The sequence below is a fragment of the Marinobacter salarius genome (genome assembly GCF_032922745.1).
Lineage (GTDB): Bacteria > Pseudomonadota > Gammaproteobacteria > Pseudomonadales > Oleiphilaceae > Marinobacter.
In genome coordinates this window covers 3,730,561-3,752,040 of sequence record NZ_CP136693.1, presented here as the reverse complement: position 1 = coordinate 3,752,040, position 21,480 = coordinate 3,730,561, and the positions used below count along the sequence as shown (strand labels likewise).

Here is a 21,480-nt window from a genome sequence, read left to right as displayed (position 1 = left end):
TTGAAATGCGAATTATTATCAGTAAAATGCGCAATCAAATTTAATAATACGTGCTGGAGAATCCAATGTCGAAGTCCGAAGTTTCAACGCCACTGCGCCGCCATCGACTGTCTGTTGCTATAGCCACGCTCCCCGTGTCGTTTCTGGCGGCTGGCTCGGCGTCCGCTTTGGCACAGGAGCAGGCTGATGCGCCCACCCAGCTACCCGGCCTCAATGTTACCGCTGACTGGCTTGGTCCACCGACCGAAGAGTCCGAGAAGACCTATACAGGGGCCCGCACGGTGGTGGAGGAGGATCAGCTCCAGGCGACCGGAGCGCTGAATCTGAACGACGCCTTGCGCCCGGTTCCGGGGCTCACGGTGCTTGATGAAACTGGCACGGGCATCCTTCCCAACATCGGTGTGCGTGGTCTGAACCCGCTGCGCAGTGAACGGCTTCAGATTCTGCTGGACGGTTACCCGATTGCCATCGGCCCCTACAGCAACGTCGGCGTGTCGCTTTTCCCGGTTACACTTCCGAGCCTGGAAGTCGTGGATATTGTCCGGGGCGGCGCCTCCGTTCATTACGGCCCCAACAACGTGGGCGGCGTGGTGAATTTCGTCACCAAACCGATTCCGGCGGAAACCTCCCAGACCCTTCGTGAGCGGGTGACCATTGCGGAAGAGACCGGCAATGTCTTTACCGATACCTATTACCGTGTCGGCGGCCGGGCGACCGACAAGCTCGACCTGCAGTTCCAGGCCAACGTCCAGCGTGGCGACGGATTTCGCGATCACTCCGATACCGAAGTGGATAACCTGATCCTGGACGCCCGCTATTATCTGAACGACCAGCATGAACTGGCCACCCAGCTGCAATACTATCGCGTCGAGGCCGAACTGCCCGGTGCCCTGACACCGCAAGCCTATGAAGAGGATCGCACCCAGAGCCAGCGCCCACATGACGGATACGAAGCGGACATGAGCCGCGCGACCTTCACCTGGACATACACGCCGGCCGATAACGTGGAATTCCAGTGGCGCAACTTTGTGCACGATGCCGACCGCACCTTCTACTTCGGCCAAAACCTCAGCGGCACCGGCCACTGGGCGGACCCGGGGCTGGATTCCACCCATGTCGCGGATTCACCACGATTGTTCACCGTATTGGGCACGGAGCCACGGCTTGCTATTCGCCACGGCCGCCACGACATCACCCTGGGTGCACGATTTGTCAGCGAGGACGTGGAGTTCGACGTTAATCGCCTGGAATTTTCCTCCGGTAACCGTTCCGTGGCGCGCGATTGGCACCTGGACACCCGGGCCATGGCATTTTACATCAGTGATACTGTGTCGTTCCTGGATGACCGCCTGACGGTGACACCGGGCCTGCGCTATGAAGATGTCGACATGGACTTCCGTGACAACCTGACTGGCAACACCGAGGAAAACAACGCTGATGAGCTGTTGCCGGGCCTGACCGTAGGCTATCAGGCGTCTGATGACCTGTTTGTCTTTGCCAACAGCCAGCGCTCTCTGGTGCCGGTACAGATTGCCCAGACCACCCGTGACGGTGCAGTTGCCAATGAAACAGCGTGGAACCACGAGCTGGGCGCACGCCTGCAGGTCACCCCCGAGCTGCTGTCTTCAGCGACCTTGTTCCGCATCGATTACGAGGATCAGATTCAGTTTAACCGTTCGACCAGTCGTTTCGAGAACCTGGGAGAAACCCGTCACCAGGGTATCGAGCTGGCAAACCGCTGGAACCTCAACAGCCAGTGGGAACTGGGCCTTGGCTATACCTTCCTCGACACCGAACAGCTGTCCGGTGACAACGAAGGCAACGAGCTGCCCAACGCGCCCACCCATAAGGTCAGTGCTGACGCGACATACAGCTACCAGGCCTGGGACACCAGCCTGAACTGGGTGTACGTCAGCGAAAGCTACAGCGATGCGGACAACACCGAAGAAGAAACCAGCAATGGCAGTGCCGGTGAGTTGCCGGATTACCATCTGGTTACGGCCCGGGTCGGTCGCGATTTCGCGGTTGGCGGTGATCGTGTGCTGAACCTTGGCCTGGCGGTCAACAACCTGCTGGATGAAGATTACTACTTCCGGGGCGTGGACGTCAGCCCGGTCGGCCGTGTGCCCCAGCCGGGTCGAAGCTTTATCCTTGAGGCACAGCTCGACTTCTGATGGCCTGCTTACGTAACCGGATCGCAACGATCCTGCTCGTTGTTTTGCTGTCGCCTGCGTCAGGATGGGCGCAGGATGAGACTATCCGGTTGACGGATGACCGCGGGGAAACCCTGCGGTTGTCCGAACCGGCGGCCCGGCCCGCTGCGATTTCGACCTTTGGGGCCGATGTCGCACTGGCACTGGAAATACCGCCGGTTGCCGTCACCGATTACGGACTTCAGGGCGTGCCCGACTACCTGGCGTCACGGTTAGACGGTGTTACGGGGCTCGGCCCCCGACATCAGCCTAACCTGGAGGTACTGTCGTCGGTCCGGCCGGATCTTGTCATCGCCATTCGCCGTTATACCGAGAAAGACGGTGACCAGATCGAAGCCATCGCCCCGATGCTGGCCCTGGACCTGATCACCGTCCAGGACAGCCTGCGGGGGGTTGAGTTGGCGGGGCAGGCACTGGGTGCACCGGCGAAAGCCAGTGCACTCAACACCCGCTTTCTTGATCGCGTTCAATTACTCGCGGACCGCAACGAACCAAAGCCTGCCGAGACAGTGGCGCTGCTGACCAGCGGTAGTGAAACTCCCTTCGTCTATTACGACCATTTTCTGCCGACGGCGCTGCTGGAGCGTCTGGGCTTCGACAATGTCGGGGGCCAGCCGCCGAATCCTGACAGCGGCATCCCACTGGGCTACCGGATCAGTCTTGAAGCCTTGCTGGAACTTAACCCGGATACCATTCTGCTGTTGCCCACCAGCCGTCAGCGCGCGTTCACGATGAACCCCATCTGGCCCTATCTCAAGGCCGTGCGCACGGGCCAGGTCTACGAAGTACCGCACTATTGGAAAGAAGGGGCCGGTCCGATTGCCCGTGAGCGTATCCTGGATGACATACAGCGCCTGCTGCTGACATCGGAACCCGACAAATGACGGGTTCCGATTCAGCCATACGCCCGATGGGCCTCTACGGGGCAACGGTATTTCTCCTCGTGCTGCTGTTCTTCGCTGGCCTGATGGCGGGCTCCCGATGGGTGTCGCCGACCTTGTTGCTGTCAGCCATCGACGGCAGCAGCGACTTGCTGACGCGCATCACCGTGCTGGAGCTGCGGCTGCCGCGCAATCTGCTCGGTATTCTCGGTGGGGCGGCCCTCGGGGTTGCGGGTGCTGTCATGCAGGGCGTTACCCGGAATTCGCTGGCATCCCCCGGCCTCACCGGCGTGATTGCCTCTGCTGCCCTGGCGGTGGTGTCGCTTCGAACCCTGAGTTCGCCGGGCGCACTGTGGCTGCCGCTGATGGCTCTTGCCGGGGGGCTGCTCGGTGGTGCTCTGACGTTTGCCATTGCTGGCCGCCGTCAGCTTCAGCCCGAGCGTGTGGTACTCGCCGGCATCGCCGTCACGTCGCTGGCCACGGCACTGACCACGGGCCTTTTACTGGTTTCCGGGGCGGAGGCGGCGGAACTGTATTACTGGCTGGCGGGTAGCCTGATGGGGCGGGGCTGGCTTCAGCTCCAGATGGTGCTGCCCTGGCTGCTGCTTCCGCTCGGTGCCCTGATTGCGATGCAGAGACCCCTCCGCCTACTGCAACTTGATGATGATCTGGCGCTTGCCATGGGACTGTCGGTCGGCCGCTGGCGACTGATTTTTCTGCTGCTGGCTTTGCTGCTTGCCGCCGCGCTGGTCGCCTTCACCGGCCCGATCGTGTTTATTGGACTAGTAGCGCCGCACATTGCCAGGCGGCTGGCCGGCAACCAGATCCAGCACTGGCTGCCCCTGAGCGCTCTGTTTGGAGGGTTGTTGTTGCTGGCAGCGGATATCCTGGCTCGGCAACTGGCCTTTCCCCAGGAGCTACCCGTCGGTATGCTGACGGCCCTTATTGGGGCCCCTTGGCTGATCTATCTGCTTAACTCGCGAACCTCACCCCGGAGCGCATAACGTGAACCATCCGGCTACGACAACGCCTCGGGCAGACCGCCGTGGAATGCAGATTCCAGGCGCCGGCCCCGTTGCCCGGCTGCTTCTGGCTGGCGGGCTCAGCCTGGTTGTTGTCATCGTCGCGGGCGTCCAACTGGGGGCGGTGGACCTGACGTGGTCCCAGGTGTGGGCCGGGTTGACCGGCGACAGCACTCAACACGTGCAGCGAGTGGTCTTCGAATTACGGTTGCCCCGTACCCTGACCGGCGCCCTGATTGGTATTCATTTTGCCCTGTCAGGGTGGCTGTTACAGTTGCTTAGCCGCAATCCGTTGGCAGAAGCCGGCATTCTCGGCATCTCCGCCGGCGCCAGCCTGGTGGCGGTCGTCGCTTTTATTATCGGAGACTGGTTGGTGTCCAGTGCCGATCCCTACAACAATACGTCGTTTGCCCTTCAGTATTTGCCCCTGTTTGCCATGGCAGGCGGGCTGGTAACAGCGCTTGCGGTGTACTTCCTGGGCATGCGGCATGGCCAGCTGTCGCCGGTCAAAATGACGCTGACCGGTGCGGTCATTGCCGGTATGTTGCATGCACTGACCACCGGTGCGCTGGCATTCTGGGGCCACGCCCATACTGAACTGGTTGCCCAGTGGCTGGCTGGCTCACTGTACGGCGCCGAATGGCAGCACCTACACACGTTGCTGCCATGGACGCTTATTGGTCTGGTCGGTGTCGGCCTGCTAGTGCGTCCCCTGGAAGTCATGCAGCTTGACGATCAACACGTTCGCACTCTGGGCCTGGGCCTGAACCGCTGGCGCGCCTTTGCCCTGCTGATTGCCACCCTGCTGGCGGCCAGTGCCGTGGGCGTGGTGGGGCCGGTTGGCTTCATTGGTTTGCTGATTCCCCACATCAGCCGACGGCTGGCTGGGGCCAACCTTCCGGTCCAACTGGTGTTGTGTGTACTATTGGGAGCGGTGCTGGCGGTATTGGCGGATTTGCTCGGCCGGACGCTGTTTACACCCTACGAAGTGCCCGTGGGTGTGGTTTCCGCCGTCCTTGGTGTACCGTTCTTTCTTTATCTGTTATCGCGACAACCCTGAGGCCGGGATTCTCCATGTTACGAACCGAGCAGCTCTCTCTTGCCTATGGCTCCAAACCGGTCGTGGACAACGTCTCGCTGGCCATTCCCGAGGGTGGGATTACCTGCCTGCTGGGCCCCAACGGTTCTGGTAAAAGTACTTTGCTGAAAAGCTTTGCGGGCCTGTTGCCGGCCCGGTCCGGTCAGGTCTACCTGGACGACCAGCCGGTTGACCAATGGCACCGGGGCAAACTGGCCCTCAGGCTCGCCATGCTGCCCCAGAAACCGATCGTTCCCGATGGCATTCGGGTTCAGGATCTGGTGGCGCTGGGTCGTTTCCCACACCGCAAATGGTGGCAGCGCAACCTCACCACCGACGACAACGCAACCCTCGATGCCATGGCAATGACGGGGGTCTCGGATTTGGCGGAGCGACCGGTAGAAGCGCTGTCCGGAGGGCAACAGCAGCGGGTATGGATCGCCATGGCCCTGGCCCAGGAAACCGACATTCTGCTGCTGGACGAACCCACCACGTTTCTGGACTGGGGCTACCAGCTGGAAGTACTGGAATTGCTGTCCAAGCTGAATCGGGAACACGGGCTGACGGTGGTGATGTCATTGCATGACCTGAACCAGGCCGCACAATTTGCCGACCGGATTGCGGTTCTGGCGGACGGCCGGCTCGAAACCATCGGCAGCCCCGGAGAGGTTATTACCGAGCCCCTGATCAACCGGGTCTTTCGGGTGCATACACACGTCACAACGGGGCGGGACGGCCGACCATTCTGTTCCGGATTTGCCGAGTCTTTCCGGGACAGCCCGACACCGAACCATCACGGTCTGATCCACGGGATGGCTGAGCATCAGACCACTTAATCCGGCTCCCACCTCCCGACCCGGTTGTCGGCAAAATTCACGCTCCACACCGCTCCATCATGGCCAGCGGCAACCGCCATCGCCATGTGGCCGGGGTTCTCCGGCTCGCTGCCAAATGCGGTGAGGTAACCCCCATCCGCCGCGAACTTCTGTATACGATCATTATAGAAATCCGCCACAAAGACATTGCCTTCGGGGCCAATCGCGATGGACGTCGTGGTGGTGAACCAGCCCTTGAAAGGCCCGTAAAGGCCCAGGGCAAACGGCCCTCCCCACTTGTGCAGGAAATCGCCGCCAGCGTCAAAAACCTGGACACGATTTCCGTAGCCATCGGCCACGTAGAGAGCCCCATCCTTTCCCAGAGCCACGTCGGTTGGATAGGTAAACTCGCCGGCACTCCTGCCAGTCTTCCCGGTTGTTCCCCACTGTTTGACGAATGAGCCATCCGTGTTCAAATGTTGCACACGGTGATTGTAAAAGTCCGCCACAAACAGATCACCGTCATTGGCCACTGCAACACCTCCGGGCGCGTTAAACTGGCCAGGCCCCTTGCCGGGGCTGCCAATGATCCTCAGCGGCTCGCCAGTCAGGCTGAACACCTGAATCCGGTCGTTCATGTACTCCGGCACGTAAAGTTTGTCGTTGTGAATGGTCAGGTTCATGGGGCGCCCGAGCTCACCGATCCCATCGCCGGGTGCACCGAATTCACGCCTGAATTGCCCCTGGTGATCGAAAACCTGGATACGCCCGTTGCGGGCATCGGAGATGAAAACCTCGGTGTCTGTTACCGCAATCCCGGTGGGATCATTGAATTGCCCTGGACCACTGCCTTTTTCGCCCCAGGCAAGCGTCAGCGAGTAGGGCGGTTCCTGGTTCCAGTTGATGGCTCCGCCCGCGCAGCCAAGCAGGGTGAGTGCTGCCACCAGCCCGAGCGTACTGTAGGTGAGCCATTTACCAACGTTTCTCATGATGCCCTCAACCCCTAGAAATTGCGGCGAAAGCCAACGCGTACAATGTAATCGTCCTGAATGGCATCACCATTGGGATCTTCGGCCACCGGCAGTTGTACCGTGCCCTCGACGACCCAACGCCGGGTGATGTATTGCAAACCGGGCGCCAGCAGCCATTGGGTACCACCGGAATTGGCATCGGTACCACTGCCGATCTCGTTGCGCTCGCGGTGAATGAGATTGGATTCGAGCAGGGCGTAGGTAAAGCCTGGAGTGCCGGATACACCTTCCAGGCTGAGTGGCCAGATCCGGTATTGCAGTGAGGCGTCGAGACGGGTCTCGTCGCCGTGGGCGAAGCCTTCGTGGCGCCCGTTTTCGCGGTAGAGCAACTGCGCGTCCATCTGGTACTGCAAAGTCTGATAGGTGGCCACCACGCCGCCAAACCCATCCCAGGCTCCGTCACCAACCTGCAATGGGCGTGGCAGTTCGCCGAAACGATCGCGGTCGTCACTGTCGCCGGTTGGTGCGGTGAGCCCGAAAATCGGCGCGACCCGGAAGGTGCCGCCGGTGAAGTCGTCCTGGTAAACCGTGTAACGCCCGAACAACGAGACGTCGCCGATGCCGCCGGTATCGCGCTCAATCCGGCCCATGGGCGTGGTGACGTCCAGTGTCTTGTTGAAAAAGTAAGGGACAACGCCGAACACCGCCAGCTTCGAGGTTATGCCATAACCCAGGACACTGCCCAGAGCCTGGACCGAGACCTCTCGATCCATGGGCCCATCATCGGAACGCTCTCGTAAGACCAGTTGCTCCCGCCAGATGGTTTCACCCTGGGGCACGGGCAGAGCCGTGTTGAAGGTGTTGGGTGCGGCTTGTGCCGAGGGCACACCGGTCAGTACCAGAGCACCGACCAGCAGGGACAAGCCTATTGACTGGTTGTTATTTCGCATCACTGCCTCCTGTTTCACCTTCGGCCTCTGAGTATGAGCGCAGCGTGAAGCCGGCCTCTTCAACAGCCTGACGTGCCCGCTCCTCAGAGAAAGGCTTGCCCTCCTGAAGGGTGACACGCACCGTACTTTTTCCGATGTCCACCTCCACGCCGGTGACGCCATCCACTTTATTCAGACGTTTCTCGATGCCATAGGCACAGAAGGGACAGGCCAGGCCGTCCACGCCCAATACGTAGCTTTTGTCGGCGGCCAGCGCGGCAACGCTGAACACCAACGCCGCTAACATCAGGAACCATTTTTTAAACATGACGAATCCTCTTTTCAGGGGGTAGCTTACAAACGAGTTGGTCAATTATTCACGCTCGCGACCGTATCGAAAAACAATGCCGGGCGTTGCCACAATGAATTAATGAAAATGGCTGTCACGCTGGCTGCCATGGCCACCATCGCCCAGACCGGGTAAATCAGCCCCGTACTGGCCAGCGGAATGCCGATACCGTTGAACAAAAAGGCCAGGCTGACGTTCTGGAGCATTTTGCGATAGCCCCAACGGCTGATGTCTATTGCCGTCACCACGGCGTCCACCCGGCTGTTGAGGATGATAATGTCGGCGGCGTCAATGGCGATGTCCGTGCCGCCACCCATGGCAATACCCACATCCGCCTGCATCAGGGCGGGGGCGTCATTGATGCCGTCGCCGACCATGGCGACCCGCTGGCTTTGCTGCATGGTTCGCAGCCGGTCCGCTTTCTGTTCAGGCAGCACGCCAGCATGCACCTCATCAATACCGGCCTGTTGCGCGATGTGGCGGGCAGTGCGTTCGTTATCGCCCGTCAACAGGGCGGTGCGGATGCCCATCGACTGCAAGCTGGCTATGGTGCCGGCGGCATCGGGTCGCAGAGCGTCACCGAGTGCGATGGTGCCCAACAAAGTGCCATCGCGGGCCACCACGATTACCGTACGGCCCTGGGCCTCGTCCGCTTCCACTGCATCGGCAACGGATGTCATTTCCACGCCAGCCGCTTCGGCAAAACGCGGGCTGCCCACCAGTACCTGCTTGCCATTCACCTGCGCGGTGACACCACGACCGGATTCGGCCTGAAAATCGGCGATCTCGGGGAAGTCCACATTTCTTTCAAGTGCCGCTTCAACGACGGCCCGCCCCAGCGGGTGCTCCGAGACCGCCTCCACGGCTGCAGCCAGCGCCAGCAGCGCATCGTCGTTGCCATCCACACTGTACAGAGAGCGTACAGCGGGACGGCCCTCGGTGAGAGTGCCGGTCTTGTCGAACACCACCTTGTTCACTTTGCGCAGGGCCTGAAAAGCCTCGCCGGTGCGCATCAGTACGCCCTTGTCCGCAGCTTCTCCTGCGCCACGTACGATGGATAGGGGTGCTGAGATGCCCACGGCGCAGGGATAACCCATGACCAGCACTGTCAGGGCGGCAAAAACGGCTCGTTCGAGGGCCGGCTCGCCGCCAATCAGTACAGGGCCGACCGACCAGAAGCCAAAGGCGAGCGCCGATATGATCAGCACGGCCGGCGTATAGATCCGCAGCACGCGATCCACCAGGTGCAGCAATCCCGGCTTGAGTGCACGCGCATCCTCAATGCTGCTGATCACTTGCTGGAGAAAGCTTTCGCTGCCGATGGCCGTTACCTGCAGAAGAAGGGTGCCGGAGCCGTTGATGGCGCCGCCCACGACGGTATCGCCAGTGGTTTTCTCCACCGGTAGCGGCTCGCCCGTGATCAGGGACTCGTCCACGGCCGAACCGCCTTCAACCACCTCGCCGTCCAGGGGAATGCGTTCTCCGGGCCTGATACGTACCCGCATACCAACCTCAACCTGGTCTGCGAGCATGTCACGCTCACCGTCCTCGGTGACGACGCACGCCGTCTCCGGCTGCAGGTCCAGCAACCGCTTGACCGATTGCGAGCTGCGGGTCTTGACGATCAGCGACAGCCATTCGGAGAACAGATGATAGGTCAGTACCATGACGGAGACGGCGAAAAACGCCGCCGTGGGATAACCTTCGGGCGATGCGATCAGGCCGATGGCGCCCCCGGTCAGCCCTGCGAAGGCACCGATTTCCACCAGTACGTGCTGGTTGAGGATGCCACGGCGCAACGCCTGAAAGGCCATGTTCAACATTTGCCGTGCCACGCCAAACACCATACCCAGTGCCAGCGCGCCGACGGCCAACGGCTCATAACCGCCCAAAACACCGGTGGTGCGCAGCGCAAGGAATGCCAGTCCGCCTGCCGCCAACAGGGCCGTTCCCGTGAGTGCGGCTGACCTACCCTGGCCGCGCAGCACCGCGAAGCCGAACAGAACCAGGCTGACGTACACCAGCGCGGAAAGCCCGAAGGTCGAGGCCGAGGTAAAATCAACGATCAGTCCGACCGCTGCCAGGCTCATGGCCAGGGCGACGACAAACCGATTGCGCTCAATCGCCAGCGCCTGCTCCTGGCGTTCGAACGGTTCCACCTTGCGCGGGTCGCTCAGGGTGTAGCCGATCTGCTGCAAGGTACCCATCAGAGCCTCGGCGCTGTTCTCCCGAGAGTCGAACTCCACCAGCGCCTGCTCGTGAGTCAGACTCACTGCAACCCGACGCACGCCGGATTTCTTGCCCAGCGCGCTTTCAATCGTGCCGGTACACAGCGAGCAGTGCAGTCCACCGATATGGGCCTTGACCCGTTGAATGTCGGGGTCCGCCGTGGATTCCAGACTCCAGGGCTGGGTATCGTCGTCAGCGGTTGTCACTGCCGTGTTCATGATGCGTCCCCTTGATGAAATGAGGTCATGTTTCAAGGGTAGGCCCCGTACCAAGATACGGAGTCAAGTGATTGAGGAATATCAAACAGGTTAAACAGGGAAAGCTGTCAAAACAGGGAGGATGTACTTGGTCTTAAGGCCTAAGCCAGCGCAATAAACCACGAGGTGCCACCACCCAGGTAAAGCAGCCCGACCAACACATAGAGACTCCCGAGCACAGCCCACAGGCCTTGCTGCAGCCCGGTGAAGGCGGTTCCAACGAAGACGGCATCACGCCAAGCACGGCCATCAAAGAGGCCCACGTCAGGGCTCAACGAAGGCCAGTAGCCAGAGGCAAAGCAACTGAAAATTCCAAGGAACTACTCTGTCGCACGTGAATTAAGCCACAGATTAACACCCGTACCCCGATACAGGGTCAAGGGTTCTCAGCTGAGTGGCACAGAATGAACCCTGACCCATAGCGGTGAGTCATCCGGCATGCGGGAGGACTATTTTCGGGTGACCGATTCAATGTACTTCGCCACGGCACTGATCTGCCGCTCTGACAGTGAGTCACCGAAGGCCGGCATGATGCCAACACCACTCTTCACCGCGTTGCTGACCTGCTCCGCCGAGGGCTTGAGCTGGTCAAGATTGGGGCCGATCTCACCGGCGGAACCGGCATCGTTCAGCGTATGGCAAACCGTGCAGGATGGTTGTGCCTGCTCCAGGAACACTTTCTTACCCAGTTCGAGCTGCTCATCCGCCAATACAGGGCCAGTGGCGAGGGCAAAGATCGTCAACAACAGTGTGCGTAATAACATGGAAAATCCTGATTCAGTCAAGGGAACAGGCGGCCCGACCAACGGACCACCACAGGGTTAATACACTCAGGAAACGGTGACGGTCACGCCATGGTCTTTCCAACTGGCGTTGCCGTAACCGCGCTCATTCTCGGTGCGGGTGGGCGGCTGGGTGTTGCCCTCGGTGTCCGTCGCGCGGCTAACGATCCGATGGTCGCCGGCGCTCAGATCCATCGCCACCACAAACGGCCGCCAGGCGTAGCGCCCCATGTCCGGACCCAGGAAACGGGCACTCTTCCAGGTCTCGCCACCGTCGGCCGACACCTCCACCTGGTTAACGGCATTGATGCCGCCGAATGCGACGCCGTAAATCAGATTCCTGCCCTTGCTGGCCGTTGTCAGCGGGGCGGTGACCCAGGATTTGACCGGCATCTCCCACATCGACGGCTGACCGGGCGCGCCTTTTTCGCCAATGGGACGAATGCGGTAGCCTGAGGCCTGGATCTTGGCGTCTGACTGCCCCTCGGTAAACGCGACTCGGTCCACGTATTTCACGTTATTGACCCCGAAATAACCCGGAAAGACCATGCGCAGTGGGCCGCCATGAGCCAGCGGCACGGGCTCATCATTCATTTGCCAGGCCAGCAGCGCCTGATCCAGCGCCCTCACCGGAACGGAGCGCTCCACCATAATGGTTTTCGGGTCCAACCCTGCAGGCAGGGTCTCGCCGCCGGTGCTGGTGATGTAGTTCATGTCCGGCTTTACTCCGCCGAGCCGGGCCACAACGTCACGCAGCGGTACGCCGGTCCACACCAGGCAGCCTGCCGCGCCGGTGCCCCATTGGGTACCGCCCGGGCCGTGCTCAAAGTAGGCTCGCCCGTTGCCCGAGCATTGCAGAACGGTGGTTACCGTCTCAACACCCATTTTTTTCAGCTCACCCAGGGTCAGGGTCTGGGGCGAATTGACGCCTTCCAACGTGATTTTCCAAGCGTTCCGGTCCGCCACAATATCAGCATTGGGGGCTGGCAGGTTGTTACGGACATACAGTTTGTCACTGTTCGTCACCACACCACTGCCAATGGCGCCGCGCTCGGTTTCGATGGTGTTGGCGCTGTGCACGATCACGTCATTGGCGTTTTTCCAGCGCACGTAATCGGGCAGCGTTTTGGGTTCCTCCGACCTGGCAAGGGGGCTTAGCCCCAGCAGACTGACGGAGGCCATGGCGCCGGCAGAGCCCAGCAGCAGGCGCCGGCGACTTATCGGTAAAGAACTTTCGGGTGCACGGCGGGACGTTGAAGACGCATCGAAAACAGACATGGTTTTCCCTCGTTGATGTTTGTTCAGAACACTTGCCGACGGTGGTCATCGGTGCCGTGAATTCGTGACAAACCTGATTTTGATTCAGTGTATTTCATGGTCAAATAATCGCCGTTGACAGCGTGTCAGGAGGCCCCCGTCGTGGATTCGCTCACCGCCGGCATATTCCCGGCTGGCGCAACCACCAGCAATCCCGAGTCCTCCATGGGTAGCCCGAGCACCTCCAACTGATCGGCCCGGGTACGAAAGTCGCCGGCTCGGGCCACCGCCTGTCGCACATCCGGATTCCGGAAGAACACGCGCTCCGAGATACGATACTGGATGACTAGGCTGTTGCCCTGGCGTATGGCGTACGCCTGGGCAGGCTCGCCCCCCACTCGGGTCATCCAGGTTGCCAGCACCCGGCTGTTTGCCCACGGCAATGGCGGAGACACTTCCGAGTTGCCGGCCTGGGTAGGCAGCTCCTCAAGGGCGACACGCTGATAATCGTTCAGCACGTCACTGACCATGGGAATCCTGTTGATATTATCCGGCGTCACGCTGGGCATCAGCAGTACCGCTGCCAGTACCAGGGCAACGGCCCAACCGCCACTGCCAATTACAACCGACGGGCGAAGGCTGCTCAGCCAGCGTTTCAGATTCGTCATGCGGCGACGACCGGATGGGCGCTTGCCACCAGCGGGGGCGTTCGCAAGGGCGATATCGAGCCGCCCGTCAAAATCGGCGGACAGTCCCGGAGTGGGTATCATCTGCAGTCGTTCGGAAAGAATCCGCTGACGTTCGACATCGTGTTGGCAGGTCTTGCATCCAGCAAGATGGGCCTCGACCAGGGCGGTGTGATGCTCATCCAACTCACCATCCGCATAGCCCGCCAGCCAATCCTGGATTTCGGCGTGCAGGTCGGACCATTCGTGGGTGTTTGTGTTTTTGAGATCACTCATGAGGATTCACCGATGTGTATTTTGTGTGGCTGGTAGCCAAGGCGCTCGGGTTTGCCTTGATCAGTCGCTTAGCGAGCAGGCGCCGCGCGCGTGACAGGCGACTCATGACCGTCCCCGGTGCCAGATCCAAAATTTGTGCGATGTCCTGATAGCTCAGCTCCTCAAAGTCCCGCAACAGAATGACCTGCCGAAAGCTGTCCGGCAGGGCGTGAACCGCAGCCATGACCTGCGCATCGCTCTGGTTTTTCAGGACCTGATCGAAGGGGCCTGGGGCACTGCAGGGATACCCATTCAACACCGCGTCACCGGTGGTCAGCACCGGAGCCAGTTGCTGCCGGCGCCCATCCCGCCGATAGTCATCGGCGACCACCCGGTTGAGAATCCTTAGCAGCCAGGCGTAGGCCGCCACGTGATCGTCCAGTTGGTCAAAGTCCCGCCAGGCCCGGAGCAAGGTCTCCTGGGTCCAGTCCTCCGCCATTTCCTGTGAGGGGGCCTGGCGTTGCGCAACACCGTACAGGCGGTAGCGCCAGGGCCGTACCAGGGTGTCGAATTGCTGCCTGCTTCCAGTGCTGCGCATGGGGCTGCCCGCTACCTATTTATGGTTACTTTACTGGAGGGCGTCACCGGATCGCCTTTTATTCCCGACTTTTTTATGGATTGCCCGGTACTGCGAGCCAGAAGGGGAACTGGCCTCCAACTGGCTCCCGGCGGACCACCTCGAGGGACTGGGTATCAATAACGGCAATGTGGTTATCCGCCGTGACCGACGCGTAAATGAACTGGCCATCGCGGCTTGCCCGAACGCCGTGGGGGCCAACGCCCACGTCGACATTTTTGACAATTTTAAGGCTCTCGGAGTCGATTATAGTGACCACGGACGCAGAAATCGCACCGGTTGCGACGTATTGCTCGCCAGGCACCACGTCGATGCCGCCATGGCCACTACCCACTTTAAAAGTTTTCAGCATGGTTTCGCTAGCCAGGTCCAGTACCCCCACGTTGCCGGTAAAGTCGCGCAGCCATAGCCGTTGACCGTTGGCGCTGATGTCAATGTTGTGAGGCGTCTTGAGACCCGGAGTGGGGATCTGACGCTGTTTTTCCAGAGCCCGCATATCCACTACCGCCAGCGCGCCTTCGCCCTGCAGCGTGACGTAGGCGAGTGTGCCGTCGGCGCTGTAAACGAGGTTGTGGGGTACCTTGCCCACTGGAATTTTCCTGACCAGTTCAAGGGTATTCATATCGATCACCGCAACGTCGCCCTGGGTCGGCGCCACGGCGAGGCCGTAACGGCCATCCGGTGAGATTTTTACGCCCTGGGCCACCTCACCGATCGGCACGCTGGCCATCACCTCACCGCTGGCGGTATTCAAAACGTAGACATTGCCGGTTTTGAAGCCGGACACCATCAGCCGGGAACCATCAGGACTCAGGGCATCGTAGTGAGCGCCCGCGACGCCGGGCCAGGCCTGTTTTGAGGGTAGGACTTTCACGATGCCGCTGTTCTGGACCGCCACATACAGAGGGTCGCGAATGGACTTTTCCAGGCTTAGTTCGGGCGCCGACCGCACGGGAGTGGCTTTGTTCCGCGACTGCTCAGGCGATTGGCCCAGCAGGGTCTGCCGCAGCTGGTAAACATCCTTGCCGGACAGGTCCTTACCCGCAATCGCTTCGATGTCTTCAGGAGTGTAGGGCTGAAACTCACCAGCAATCCGCTTTTCATTGCCGAACGCCGTCAGCACGTAATTCAGCACATCCGCCATTTGCTGGCTAGTGAGCGCACCGCCCCAGGCCGGCATGTTGCCGTTGTAGCTTGTGCCGTCGACTTTGATGGGGCCGGTCAGGCCGTACTGCAGCACATGCCCCAGATAGCGGCGGCCACCGATACCGTCAGTGGCATTGTACATTTGAGCGGTGTGGTTTTTTTGCGGGGGAAACGACCCCGGTATGCCTTGACCCTGAGCCTGATGGCAGGCAGCGCACTGCTGGTTGTACACCTCGCTGCCGCGCTCAAAGCGGGTGTTTTCCGCCGCGCTCACGGGCACACTGACACTGAGCAGGGTTGCGGCGACGAATGATGTGATGGCATGGGGGATCGGTGGACGCATATTACAAACTCCAAAGGCTAAAAGAAGTTCGGCCGGACTCATGTGCTGGCAAGACCTCTTGCCAACAAAGCACCGGTCGAAAACGATCTCTGAAGCCAAAGGCGTCACCGGGCCGGGATTTATTCCCGAAACTTTCGGCCCGGCCCCTACCCGCAGACCAAGGCTCAACGAAGGCCAGTAACCCGAGGCCGGCGGCCAGAGGCAAGGCCGCCGAGAATTCCAAGGGGTTATTCTGTCGTGTTCATGATGTTTGCGGAGTACCCCGCACCACGCACAGCCTCCGCAAGTTGTTCGTCCGAAATCCTTGATTCGTCAACTGCCACCCGGGCTTCACCGCTTTCATGGGAGACGGAACACCCCTTGACGCCGGTTTGCTGTTCGAGAACATGACGAACAATTTCCTCGCACCCACCGCAGTGCATGCCGCCGATTGAAAGCCTGATTGTCTGCATGTCTGTCTCCTCACTTATGATCGGCCCGCCTGTAGGCCCCGCATTCTGCTCCAGGGCGTCAAATATGGAACAACACTGCAACGGCCCCTGTCCGGGACAACAGTCCACAAGTGCCGCCAGCCCCTGGCGGATTCGCCGTAACTGGTCAATTTTCTGGTCTACGTCGTGCAGCTTTGCCATCGCCCGCTGGCGTACATCACTTGCGTCTGCCTGGTTGCTTTCGGCATCACGCAACGCGAGCAGCTCAGCGATCTCACGCAGTGAGAAGCCCAGCTCTTGCGCTCGACGAATAAAATGCAGTCGCTTTACCGTGGTGTCCGAGTAAATACGATAGCCACCTTCCCTGGGACGTGGTGGCTGCTCGATGAGCTTGCGGCGTTCGTAAAAACGAATCGTCTCGACACCGACACCCACCACGTCAGCCACTTTGCCAATGGTCATGTCAGTCATGGCGGAATCCTCACCTCACGAACTCTCAGCTCACATTAGTGCCCGTACCACGGTACGGGGTCAAGAGTGCTGAGCATTCTATAAGAGTGAAGAGCTTGACTCCGTAGCCGGCTACGGAAGTATTTTGGAGGTAATCAGCAGAGCCGTGAAAGGAACCGTCGTAATGTCAGAGTTGAAAGCAGAGCCCAAATCCGGTCGCGGGTCGTTAATCGCAGGCGGGGTCGCAGCAGTGCTCGCATCGGCCTGCTGTCTTGGCCCCCTGGTTCTGATCACCCTTGGTGTTTCCGGTGCCTGGATCGGTAACCTTGCCGCTCTGGAGCCCTACCGGCCGTGGTTCATTGGTGCTGCTCTGGTGGCGATGGTCTTTGCCTGGCGTCGGATATACCGGCCTGCACAGGATTGCGATCCGGGCGAGGTCTGCGCAGTACCGCAAGTGCGCACCGCTTACAAGATCACCTTCTGGATCGTCGCGCTGCTCGTACTGATCGCGTTGGCATTCCCTTTCGTCTTACCGCTATTTTACTGAGAGGCCATACACCATGAGAAAGTCCCTGATCACTGCCGTACTGTTTGCGCTGTTCAGCCTGCCTGCCTTGGCGGCGCAAAAAACGGTGACCTTGTCGGTTCCCGGAATGACTTGTTCGGCTTGCCCGATCACCGTCAAAGCCGCTCTCAAGAGGGTCGATGGGGTGAGTTCTGTGCAGGTCCGTTATGAGGAACGGGATGCGACGGTTACTTTCGACGATGAAAAAACCTCCGTTGAAGCAATAACTGAGGCCACGACCAACGCGGGCTACCCGTCCACACTGATACAGTCCGGGGCGAAACAGGAGTAGTGTTTATGAGTGATAACGATCTGCACATTGCCGTGATTGGCAGTGGCGGCGCTGCCATGGCCGCCGCCTTGAAGTCGGCGGAACGCGGAGCCCGGGTCACGCTGATCGAGCGTGGCACCATCGGTGGCACTTGCGTCAATGTCGGCTGCGTGCCCTCGAAGATCATGATCCGCGCCGCTCACGTGGCCCACATGCGTCGCGCCAGTCCGTTCGACGAGGGCATTGCCGCGGTCGAGCCTTCTATTCACCGGCCCCGGTTACTGGCCCAGCAACAGGCCCGGGTCGATGAGCTTCGTCACGCGAAATATGAGGGGATTCTCGAAGACAATCCGGCGATCACTGTCCTGCAGGGTGAGGCCCGTTTTACCGACGCCAATACGCTGACAGTGACTGGAACCGACGGCACGGAACGCGAGGTACGCTTTGACAGAGCGTTCATTGGTACCGGTGCGGGGCCTACCATTCCCCCGGTTCCGGGCCTGTCCGATACGCCGTACTGGACGTCCACCACGGCACTGGCCAGCGACACCATTCCGGAACGGCTGGTTGTCATCGGGGCGTCCGTCGTGGCAGTGGAGCTGGCACAGGCGTTTGCCCGGCTGGGCAGCGAGGTGACCATCCTGGCGCGTAGCCGGCTGTTTTCCCGTGAGGACCCGGCTGTTGGCGAGGCCATTGAAACCGCGTTCCAGGCCGAGGGTATCAAGGTTCTGAATGACACGCAGGCGAGCCAGATCCGCTATACCAATGAGGAGTTCGTGCTCGCCACAAACGTGGGAGAGCTGCGCGCCGATCGGCTGCTGGTGGCCGTGGGACGTACACCGAACACAGACAGGCTGAACCTGGAGGCTATCGGCGTCGAGACTGCCCGCAGGGCGATTTTAGTCGATGACTGTCTGCGTACCACCGTGCCCGACATCTATGCTGCTGGGGACTGCACCGACCAGCCGCAGTTTGTCTATGTGGCGGCCGCGGGCGGCAGTCGGGCAGCGGTCAATATGACCGGTGGTGATGCGCGGCTCGATCTCAGCGCCATGCCCGAAGTGGTCTTTACCGATCCGCAGATTGCGACCGTCGGTTTGTCTGAAGCCGACGCTGAGGCAAGAGGCTTCGTCACTGACAGCCGCACCCTGACCCTCGACAACGTGCCAAGGGCACTGGTCAACTTTGATACCGGGGGCTTCATCAAAATGGTCGCGGAACGTGAAAGCGGGCGGTTACTGGGTGTGCAATCCGTGGCGGGTGAGGCCGGCGAACTGATCCAGACTGCGGTGATGGCGCTACGTGCGCGCATGACCGTCAACGAGATTGCCGATGAGCTGTTCCCGTACCTGACGATGGTAGAAGGTTTGAAGCTGTGCGCTCAAACCTTTACCAAGGATGTTAAACAATTATCCTGCTGTGCGGGATAAGGCAAGGCAACCCATGGATAGCATGGGAAAATGCTCTATTAGTGACCTTGTTTGATGAAGTAAACTGATGCCGTAGTCAACTACGGAGTAAGCCCGCATGGTGAATAAAGTAAATCCACTGACCATCGGTGGGCTGGCCAAGGCGACCGGTGTCCATGTCGAGACCATTCGCTATTACCAGCGGCGGGGCCTGTTATCGGAACCCCAGCGTCCTCCCGGTGGGATCAGACGCTATGGTTCTGCTGATATCGATCGATTGACGTTCGTGAAATCGGGGCAGAATCTAGGCTTCAGTCTCGACGAAATTATCGACCTGCTTCGGCTGGAAGATGGTGCACACTGCCAGGAAGCCAGTGTCCTGGCCGAGCATAAACTGAAGTCCGTGCGTGAAAAGATTAAAAAACTGGAGAGGATTGAAAGTGTTCTGAGCGATATGGTCGCTCGATGCCATGAACAAAAAGGGGACATCGCGTGCCCTCTCATTGCGTCATTGCACACCGGAATCAGTAAAGTCCCAGAGACAGATCTCTAACCATATGATTTTATTGATGGTATGGTACCCCCGGCAGGACTCGAACCTGCTACCTTCCCCTTAGGAGGGGGACGCTCTATCCAGATGAGCTACGGGGGCTGATCGTCAGAAGGCGGGTATGATAGCGGGCTGAGTGATGTGTCTCAAGGGCTTGCGGGAATACTTCCGGAATAGAAGGAGATCGCTATGACAGAAATTCGGTTGAAGCGTGCCTATGATGAACCGGCCCGTTCTGATGGTCCGAGGCTGTTGGTTGACCGGGTGTGGCCGAGAGGCGTTGCCAAGGAAAAGGCCAGTCTGGCCGAGTGGTTGAAGGATTTGGCCCCATCCACTGAATTGCGTAAGTGGTTTGGCCATGACCCGGCCCGATGGGACGGGTTTCGTGAAAAGTACCTGCAGGAACTGGCATCGTCCGATCGTGCGGACCTGTGCACTCTGGCATCCTACGTTGATAAGCACGAACGAATCACGCTGGTATTTGCAGCCAAGGATACAGATCATAATAATGCGGTAGCGTTGAAACAGTTTATTGAGGCGAGGCAGCTACCGGTTTGATCGGGCACAGGGGATACCAGGCGCATTGAAGACACCAGCACAGCACACTTCCAAGACACCGCCCCAGCCGTTGCGTTTAAGCGTTATTGTGCCTGTTTGGCAGGAAGCCGCCACCATTCGCGACACCCTGGATCATCTGCAGCCGCTCAGAGCGGCGGGCCATGAAGTCATTGTGGTGGACGGTGGCAGTGATGATGGAACAGCCAGGCTGGCGCAGGGTCATTGTGACCGTGTCATCCAGTGTGGCCGTGGAAGGGCGCCGCAAATGAACGCCGGCGCACAAGCAGCCCGTGGCGATGTCCTTCTGTTCCTGCACGCTGATACCCGTTTACCGGATTCTGCGCTGGCGGCACTGGAGCAATTTAATGCAAGCCGTAAGGCATGGGGGCGGTTTGATGTGCGTCTCAGCGGCAAGAGAGTGCTGTACCGGGTGATCGCCTGGTTCATGAATCAACGCTCCTGGCTGACGGGTATCGCTACTGGCGACCAGGCTCTGTTCGTGCGTCGGCCGGTGTTCGAGGCCTTGCGTGGCTTTGAAGAGATGCCGTTGATGGAGGATGTGGAACTATCGTCTCGTCTGAGACTGGTGTCACGACCTTTCCGTATTACCGATCCCGTGGTCACGGATAGCCGGCGCTGGGAACAGCAAGGTGCCTGGCGTACCATCCTGCTGATGTGGCGATTGCGCTGGCGCTATTGGCGCGGCGACTCGCCGGAAACCCTTGTTACCCTCTACCGGTCGGATGTTCGTAATGCCCGTCAATCCTGATGCTTCAGTGCTGGTTATGCAGTTTTCCAAGTGGCCGGAGGCGGGCAGGGTGAAAACCCGTCTGATGCCGGCACTGGGCGCCGAGGGCGCTATGGCGGCACACGTCAGGCTCAGTCTGGCCGTGCTCGATAATCTGGTGGCCAGTGGTTATACCGTCCAGTTCCTGTGGGACCGGGCGCTGGAGAATGCGCCCACGGGTGCTGCTCCTGTACTGGAACGGCTTGACGTTCACGGCGTTGCTCAGGCTGTACAGGAGGGCGACATCCTTGGGGAACGCATGTCACAGGCACTGGACGCAGGGTTGCGTGGCTTTGGCAAGGCGATGATTGTGGGCAGTGATTGCCCCTCCGTGGATGCGGACTACGTGCGAACAGCCGTGGCTGCGCTGGACGAGGTGGACGTGGTACTGGGGCCGTCGGAGGACGGCGGCTATGTACTCATCGGTGCTCGCCGGGTCCTCCCGGGCATGCAGGCCGACGTGGCCTGGGGAACGGAAAAGGCGTTGTCGCAAACCTGTGACCGCCTTACGCAAGCGGGTTTGTCATTCAGGTTGCTTCCGCAACGATGGGACGTGGATGAACCCGAAGACTGGCACCGGTTCACGGGCCAGTCCTCAGGTTGAGAGCT

General features: G+C 60.0%; 23 protein-coding genes and 1 tRNA gene. 12 read left to right on the top strand and 12 right to left on the bottom strand.

Annotation, left to right across the window (positions count from 1 at the left end; translation table 11 throughout):
- Positions 1-65: 65 nt before the first annotated feature.
- Genes R1T46_RS17435 through R1T46_RS17415 form a run of 5 tightly spaced genes read left to right on the top strand, consistent with a single transcriptional unit; the run spans position 66 to position 6,030 of the window.
- Entirely contained in the window at positions 66-2,174 is a 2,109-nt protein-coding gene (locus tag R1T46_RS17435; RefSeq protein ID WP_286847943.1) for a TonB-dependent receptor family protein, read from the top strand.
- Positions 2,174-3,097 carry an ABC transporter substrate-binding protein gene (locus tag R1T46_RS17430; RefSeq protein WP_286847944.1) on the top strand — a complete coding sequence of 308 codons (924 nt, stop codon included), beginning with the start codon at positions 2,174-2,176 and terminating at the stop codon, positions 3,095-3,097. The genes R1T46_RS17435 and R1T46_RS17430 overlap by 1 nt, the downstream gene beginning before the upstream one ends.
- Positions 3,094-4,098 carry a FecCD family ABC transporter permease gene (locus R1T46_RS17425; RefSeq protein ID WP_127400871.1) on the top strand — a complete coding sequence of 335 codons (1,005 nt, stop codon included), beginning with the start codon at positions 3,094-3,096 and terminating at the stop codon, positions 4,096-4,098. The genes R1T46_RS17430 and R1T46_RS17425 overlap by 4 nt, the downstream gene beginning before the upstream one ends.
- A gap of 1 nt (position 4,099) precedes the next feature.
- Positions 4,100-5,176 carry a FecCD family ABC transporter permease gene (locus R1T46_RS17420; protein ID WP_269400121.1) on the top strand — a complete coding sequence of 359 codons (1,077 nt, stop codon included), beginning with the start codon at positions 4,100-4,102 and terminating at the stop codon, positions 5,174-5,176.
- A 14-nt stretch (positions 5,177-5,190) separates the two neighbouring features.
- Positions 5,191-6,030, top strand: a complete 840-nt coding sequence (locus R1T46_RS17415) for an ABC transporter ATP-binding protein (protein ID WP_317306348.1) — start codon at positions 5,191-5,193, stop codon at positions 6,028-6,030.
- On the opposite strand, the gene R1T46_RS17410 is transcribed toward R1T46_RS17415, so the two are convergent.
- The 11 genes from R1T46_RS17410 to R1T46_RS17360 all read right to left on the bottom strand — a co-directional run bounded on the left by R1T46_RS17410 (position 6,027) and on the right by R1T46_RS17360 (position 16,752).
- On the bottom strand, positions 6,027-6,998 hold the full coding sequence (locus R1T46_RS17410; RefSeq protein ID WP_317306347.1) for an NHL repeat-containing protein: 972 nt from the start codon (positions 6,996-6,998) through the stop codon (positions 6,027-6,029). The genes R1T46_RS17415 and R1T46_RS17410 overlap by 4 nt on opposite strands.
- Positions 6,999-7,012: 14 nt before the next feature.
- The gene (locus R1T46_RS17405) at positions 7,013-7,930 is read right to left on the bottom strand and encodes a transporter (RefSeq protein WP_288352886.1); all 918 of its coding nucleotides are present in this window, start codon (positions 7,928-7,930) and stop codon (positions 7,013-7,015) included.
- Positions 7,920-8,237, bottom strand: a complete 318-nt coding sequence (locus R1T46_RS17400) for a heavy-metal-associated domain-containing protein (protein WP_199448948.1) — start codon at positions 8,235-8,237, stop codon at positions 7,920-7,922. Before R1T46_RS17400 ends, R1T46_RS17405 begins: the two co-directional genes overlap by 11 nt.
- 41 nt (positions 8,238-8,278) lie before the next feature.
- Positions 8,279-10,705: a cation-translocating P-type ATPase gene (locus R1T46_RS17395; RefSeq protein WP_317306346.1), complete on the bottom strand. Its 2,427-nt coding sequence runs from the start codon at positions 10,703-10,705 to the stop codon at positions 8,279-8,281.
- 140 nt (positions 10,706-10,845) lie between these two features.
- The gene (locus R1T46_RS17390) at positions 10,846-11,007 is read right to left on the bottom strand and encodes a hypothetical protein (RefSeq protein WP_317306345.1); all 162 of its coding nucleotides are present in this window, start codon (positions 11,005-11,007) and stop codon (positions 10,846-10,848) included.
- Positions 11,008-11,193: 186 nt separating this feature from the next.
- Positions 11,194-11,508 carry a c-type cytochrome gene (locus tag R1T46_RS17385; protein ID WP_127400877.1) on the bottom strand — a complete coding sequence of 105 codons (315 nt, stop codon included), beginning with the start codon at positions 11,506-11,508 and terminating at the stop codon, positions 11,194-11,196.
- A 66-nt stretch (positions 11,509-11,574) separates the two neighbouring features.
- A complete protein-coding gene (locus R1T46_RS17380; RefSeq protein WP_127400878.1) occupies positions 11,575-12,804 on the bottom strand; it encodes a sulfite oxidase in 1,230 nt (409 codons plus the stop codon).
- A gap of 125 nt (positions 12,805-12,929) precedes the next feature.
- Positions 12,930-13,745: an anti-sigma factor family protein gene (locus R1T46_RS17375; protein ID WP_127400880.1), complete on the bottom strand. Its 816-nt coding sequence runs from the start codon at positions 13,743-13,745 to the stop codon at positions 12,930-12,932.
- Positions 13,738-14,322, bottom strand: coding sequence for an RNA polymerase sigma factor (locus R1T46_RS17370; protein WP_127400882.1), 585 nt, complete (start codon positions 14,320-14,322; stop codon positions 13,738-13,740). Before R1T46_RS17370 ends, R1T46_RS17375 begins: the two co-directional genes overlap by 8 nt.
- Before the next feature lie 73 nt (positions 14,323-14,395).
- Positions 14,396-15,850 carry a cytochrome D1 domain-containing protein gene (locus R1T46_RS17365; protein WP_185906433.1) on the bottom strand — a complete coding sequence of 485 codons (1,455 nt, stop codon included), beginning with the start codon at positions 15,848-15,850 and terminating at the stop codon, positions 14,396-14,398.
- Positions 15,851-16,077: 227 nt separating this feature from the next.
- Complete coding sequence (locus R1T46_RS17360) at positions 16,078-16,752, bottom strand: MerR family transcriptional regulator (protein WP_278593430.1); 675 nt, start codon at positions 16,750-16,752, stop codon at positions 16,078-16,080.
- A gap of 163 nt (positions 16,753-16,915) precedes the next feature.
- On the opposite strand from R1T46_RS17360, the gene merT reads away from it, so the two are divergent.
- The 4 genes from merT (at position 16,916) to merR (ending at position 19,529) form a co-directional block, all read left to right on the top strand.
- Positions 16,916-17,278 (top strand): mercuric ion transporter MerT, encoded by a 363-nt coding sequence (gene merT / locus R1T46_RS17355; protein ID WP_317306340.1) that lies wholly within the window; start codon positions 16,916-16,918, stop codon positions 17,276-17,278.
- Positions 17,279-17,291: 13 nt separating this feature from the next.
- The gene (gene merP / locus R1T46_RS17350) at positions 17,292-17,588 is read left to right on the top strand and encodes a mercury resistance system periplasmic binding protein MerP (RefSeq protein WP_317306339.1); all 297 of its coding nucleotides are present in this window, start codon (positions 17,292-17,294) and stop codon (positions 17,586-17,588) included.
- 5 nt (positions 17,589-17,593) lie between these two features.
- Positions 17,594-18,997: a mercury(II) reductase gene (gene merA, locus R1T46_RS17345; RefSeq protein WP_317306338.1), complete on the top strand. Its 1,404-nt coding sequence runs from the start codon at positions 17,594-17,596 to the stop codon at positions 18,995-18,997.
- Positions 18,998-19,094: 97 nt separating this feature from the next.
- Positions 19,095-19,529, top strand: a complete 435-nt coding sequence (merR, locus tag R1T46_RS17340; protein WP_286749383.1) for an Hg(II)-responsive transcriptional regulator — start codon at positions 19,095-19,097, stop codon at positions 19,527-19,529.
- Between the two features lie 22 nt (positions 19,530-19,551).
- Here merR and R1T46_RS17335 read toward each other — a convergent pair.
- Positions 19,552-19,628: transfer RNA gene (locus tag R1T46_RS17335), tRNA-Arg, on the bottom strand.
- Between the two features lie 87 nt (positions 19,629-19,715).
- Between R1T46_RS17335 and R1T46_RS17330 the strand changes: the two genes are divergently transcribed.
- The 3 genes from R1T46_RS17330 to R1T46_RS17320 are packed head-to-tail and all read left to right on the top strand — an operon-like array spanning position 19,716 to position 21,475.
- A complete protein-coding gene (locus R1T46_RS17330) occupies positions 19,716-20,084 on the top strand; it encodes a DUF488 domain-containing protein (protein WP_075194573.1) in 369 nt (122 codons plus the stop codon).
- Between the two features lie 25 nt (positions 20,085-20,109).
- Positions 20,110-20,853, top strand: a complete 744-nt coding sequence (locus R1T46_RS17325) for a TIGR04283 family arsenosugar biosynthesis glycosyltransferase (protein ID WP_227664155.1) — start codon at positions 20,110-20,112, stop codon at positions 20,851-20,853.
- A complete protein-coding gene (locus R1T46_RS17320) occupies positions 20,837-21,475 on the top strand; it encodes a TIGR04282 family arsenosugar biosynthesis glycosyltransferase (RefSeq protein WP_317306336.1) in 639 nt (212 codons plus the stop codon). The genes R1T46_RS17325 and R1T46_RS17320 overlap by 17 nt, the downstream gene beginning before the upstream one ends.
- Positions 21,476-21,480: the final 5 nt, after the last annotated feature.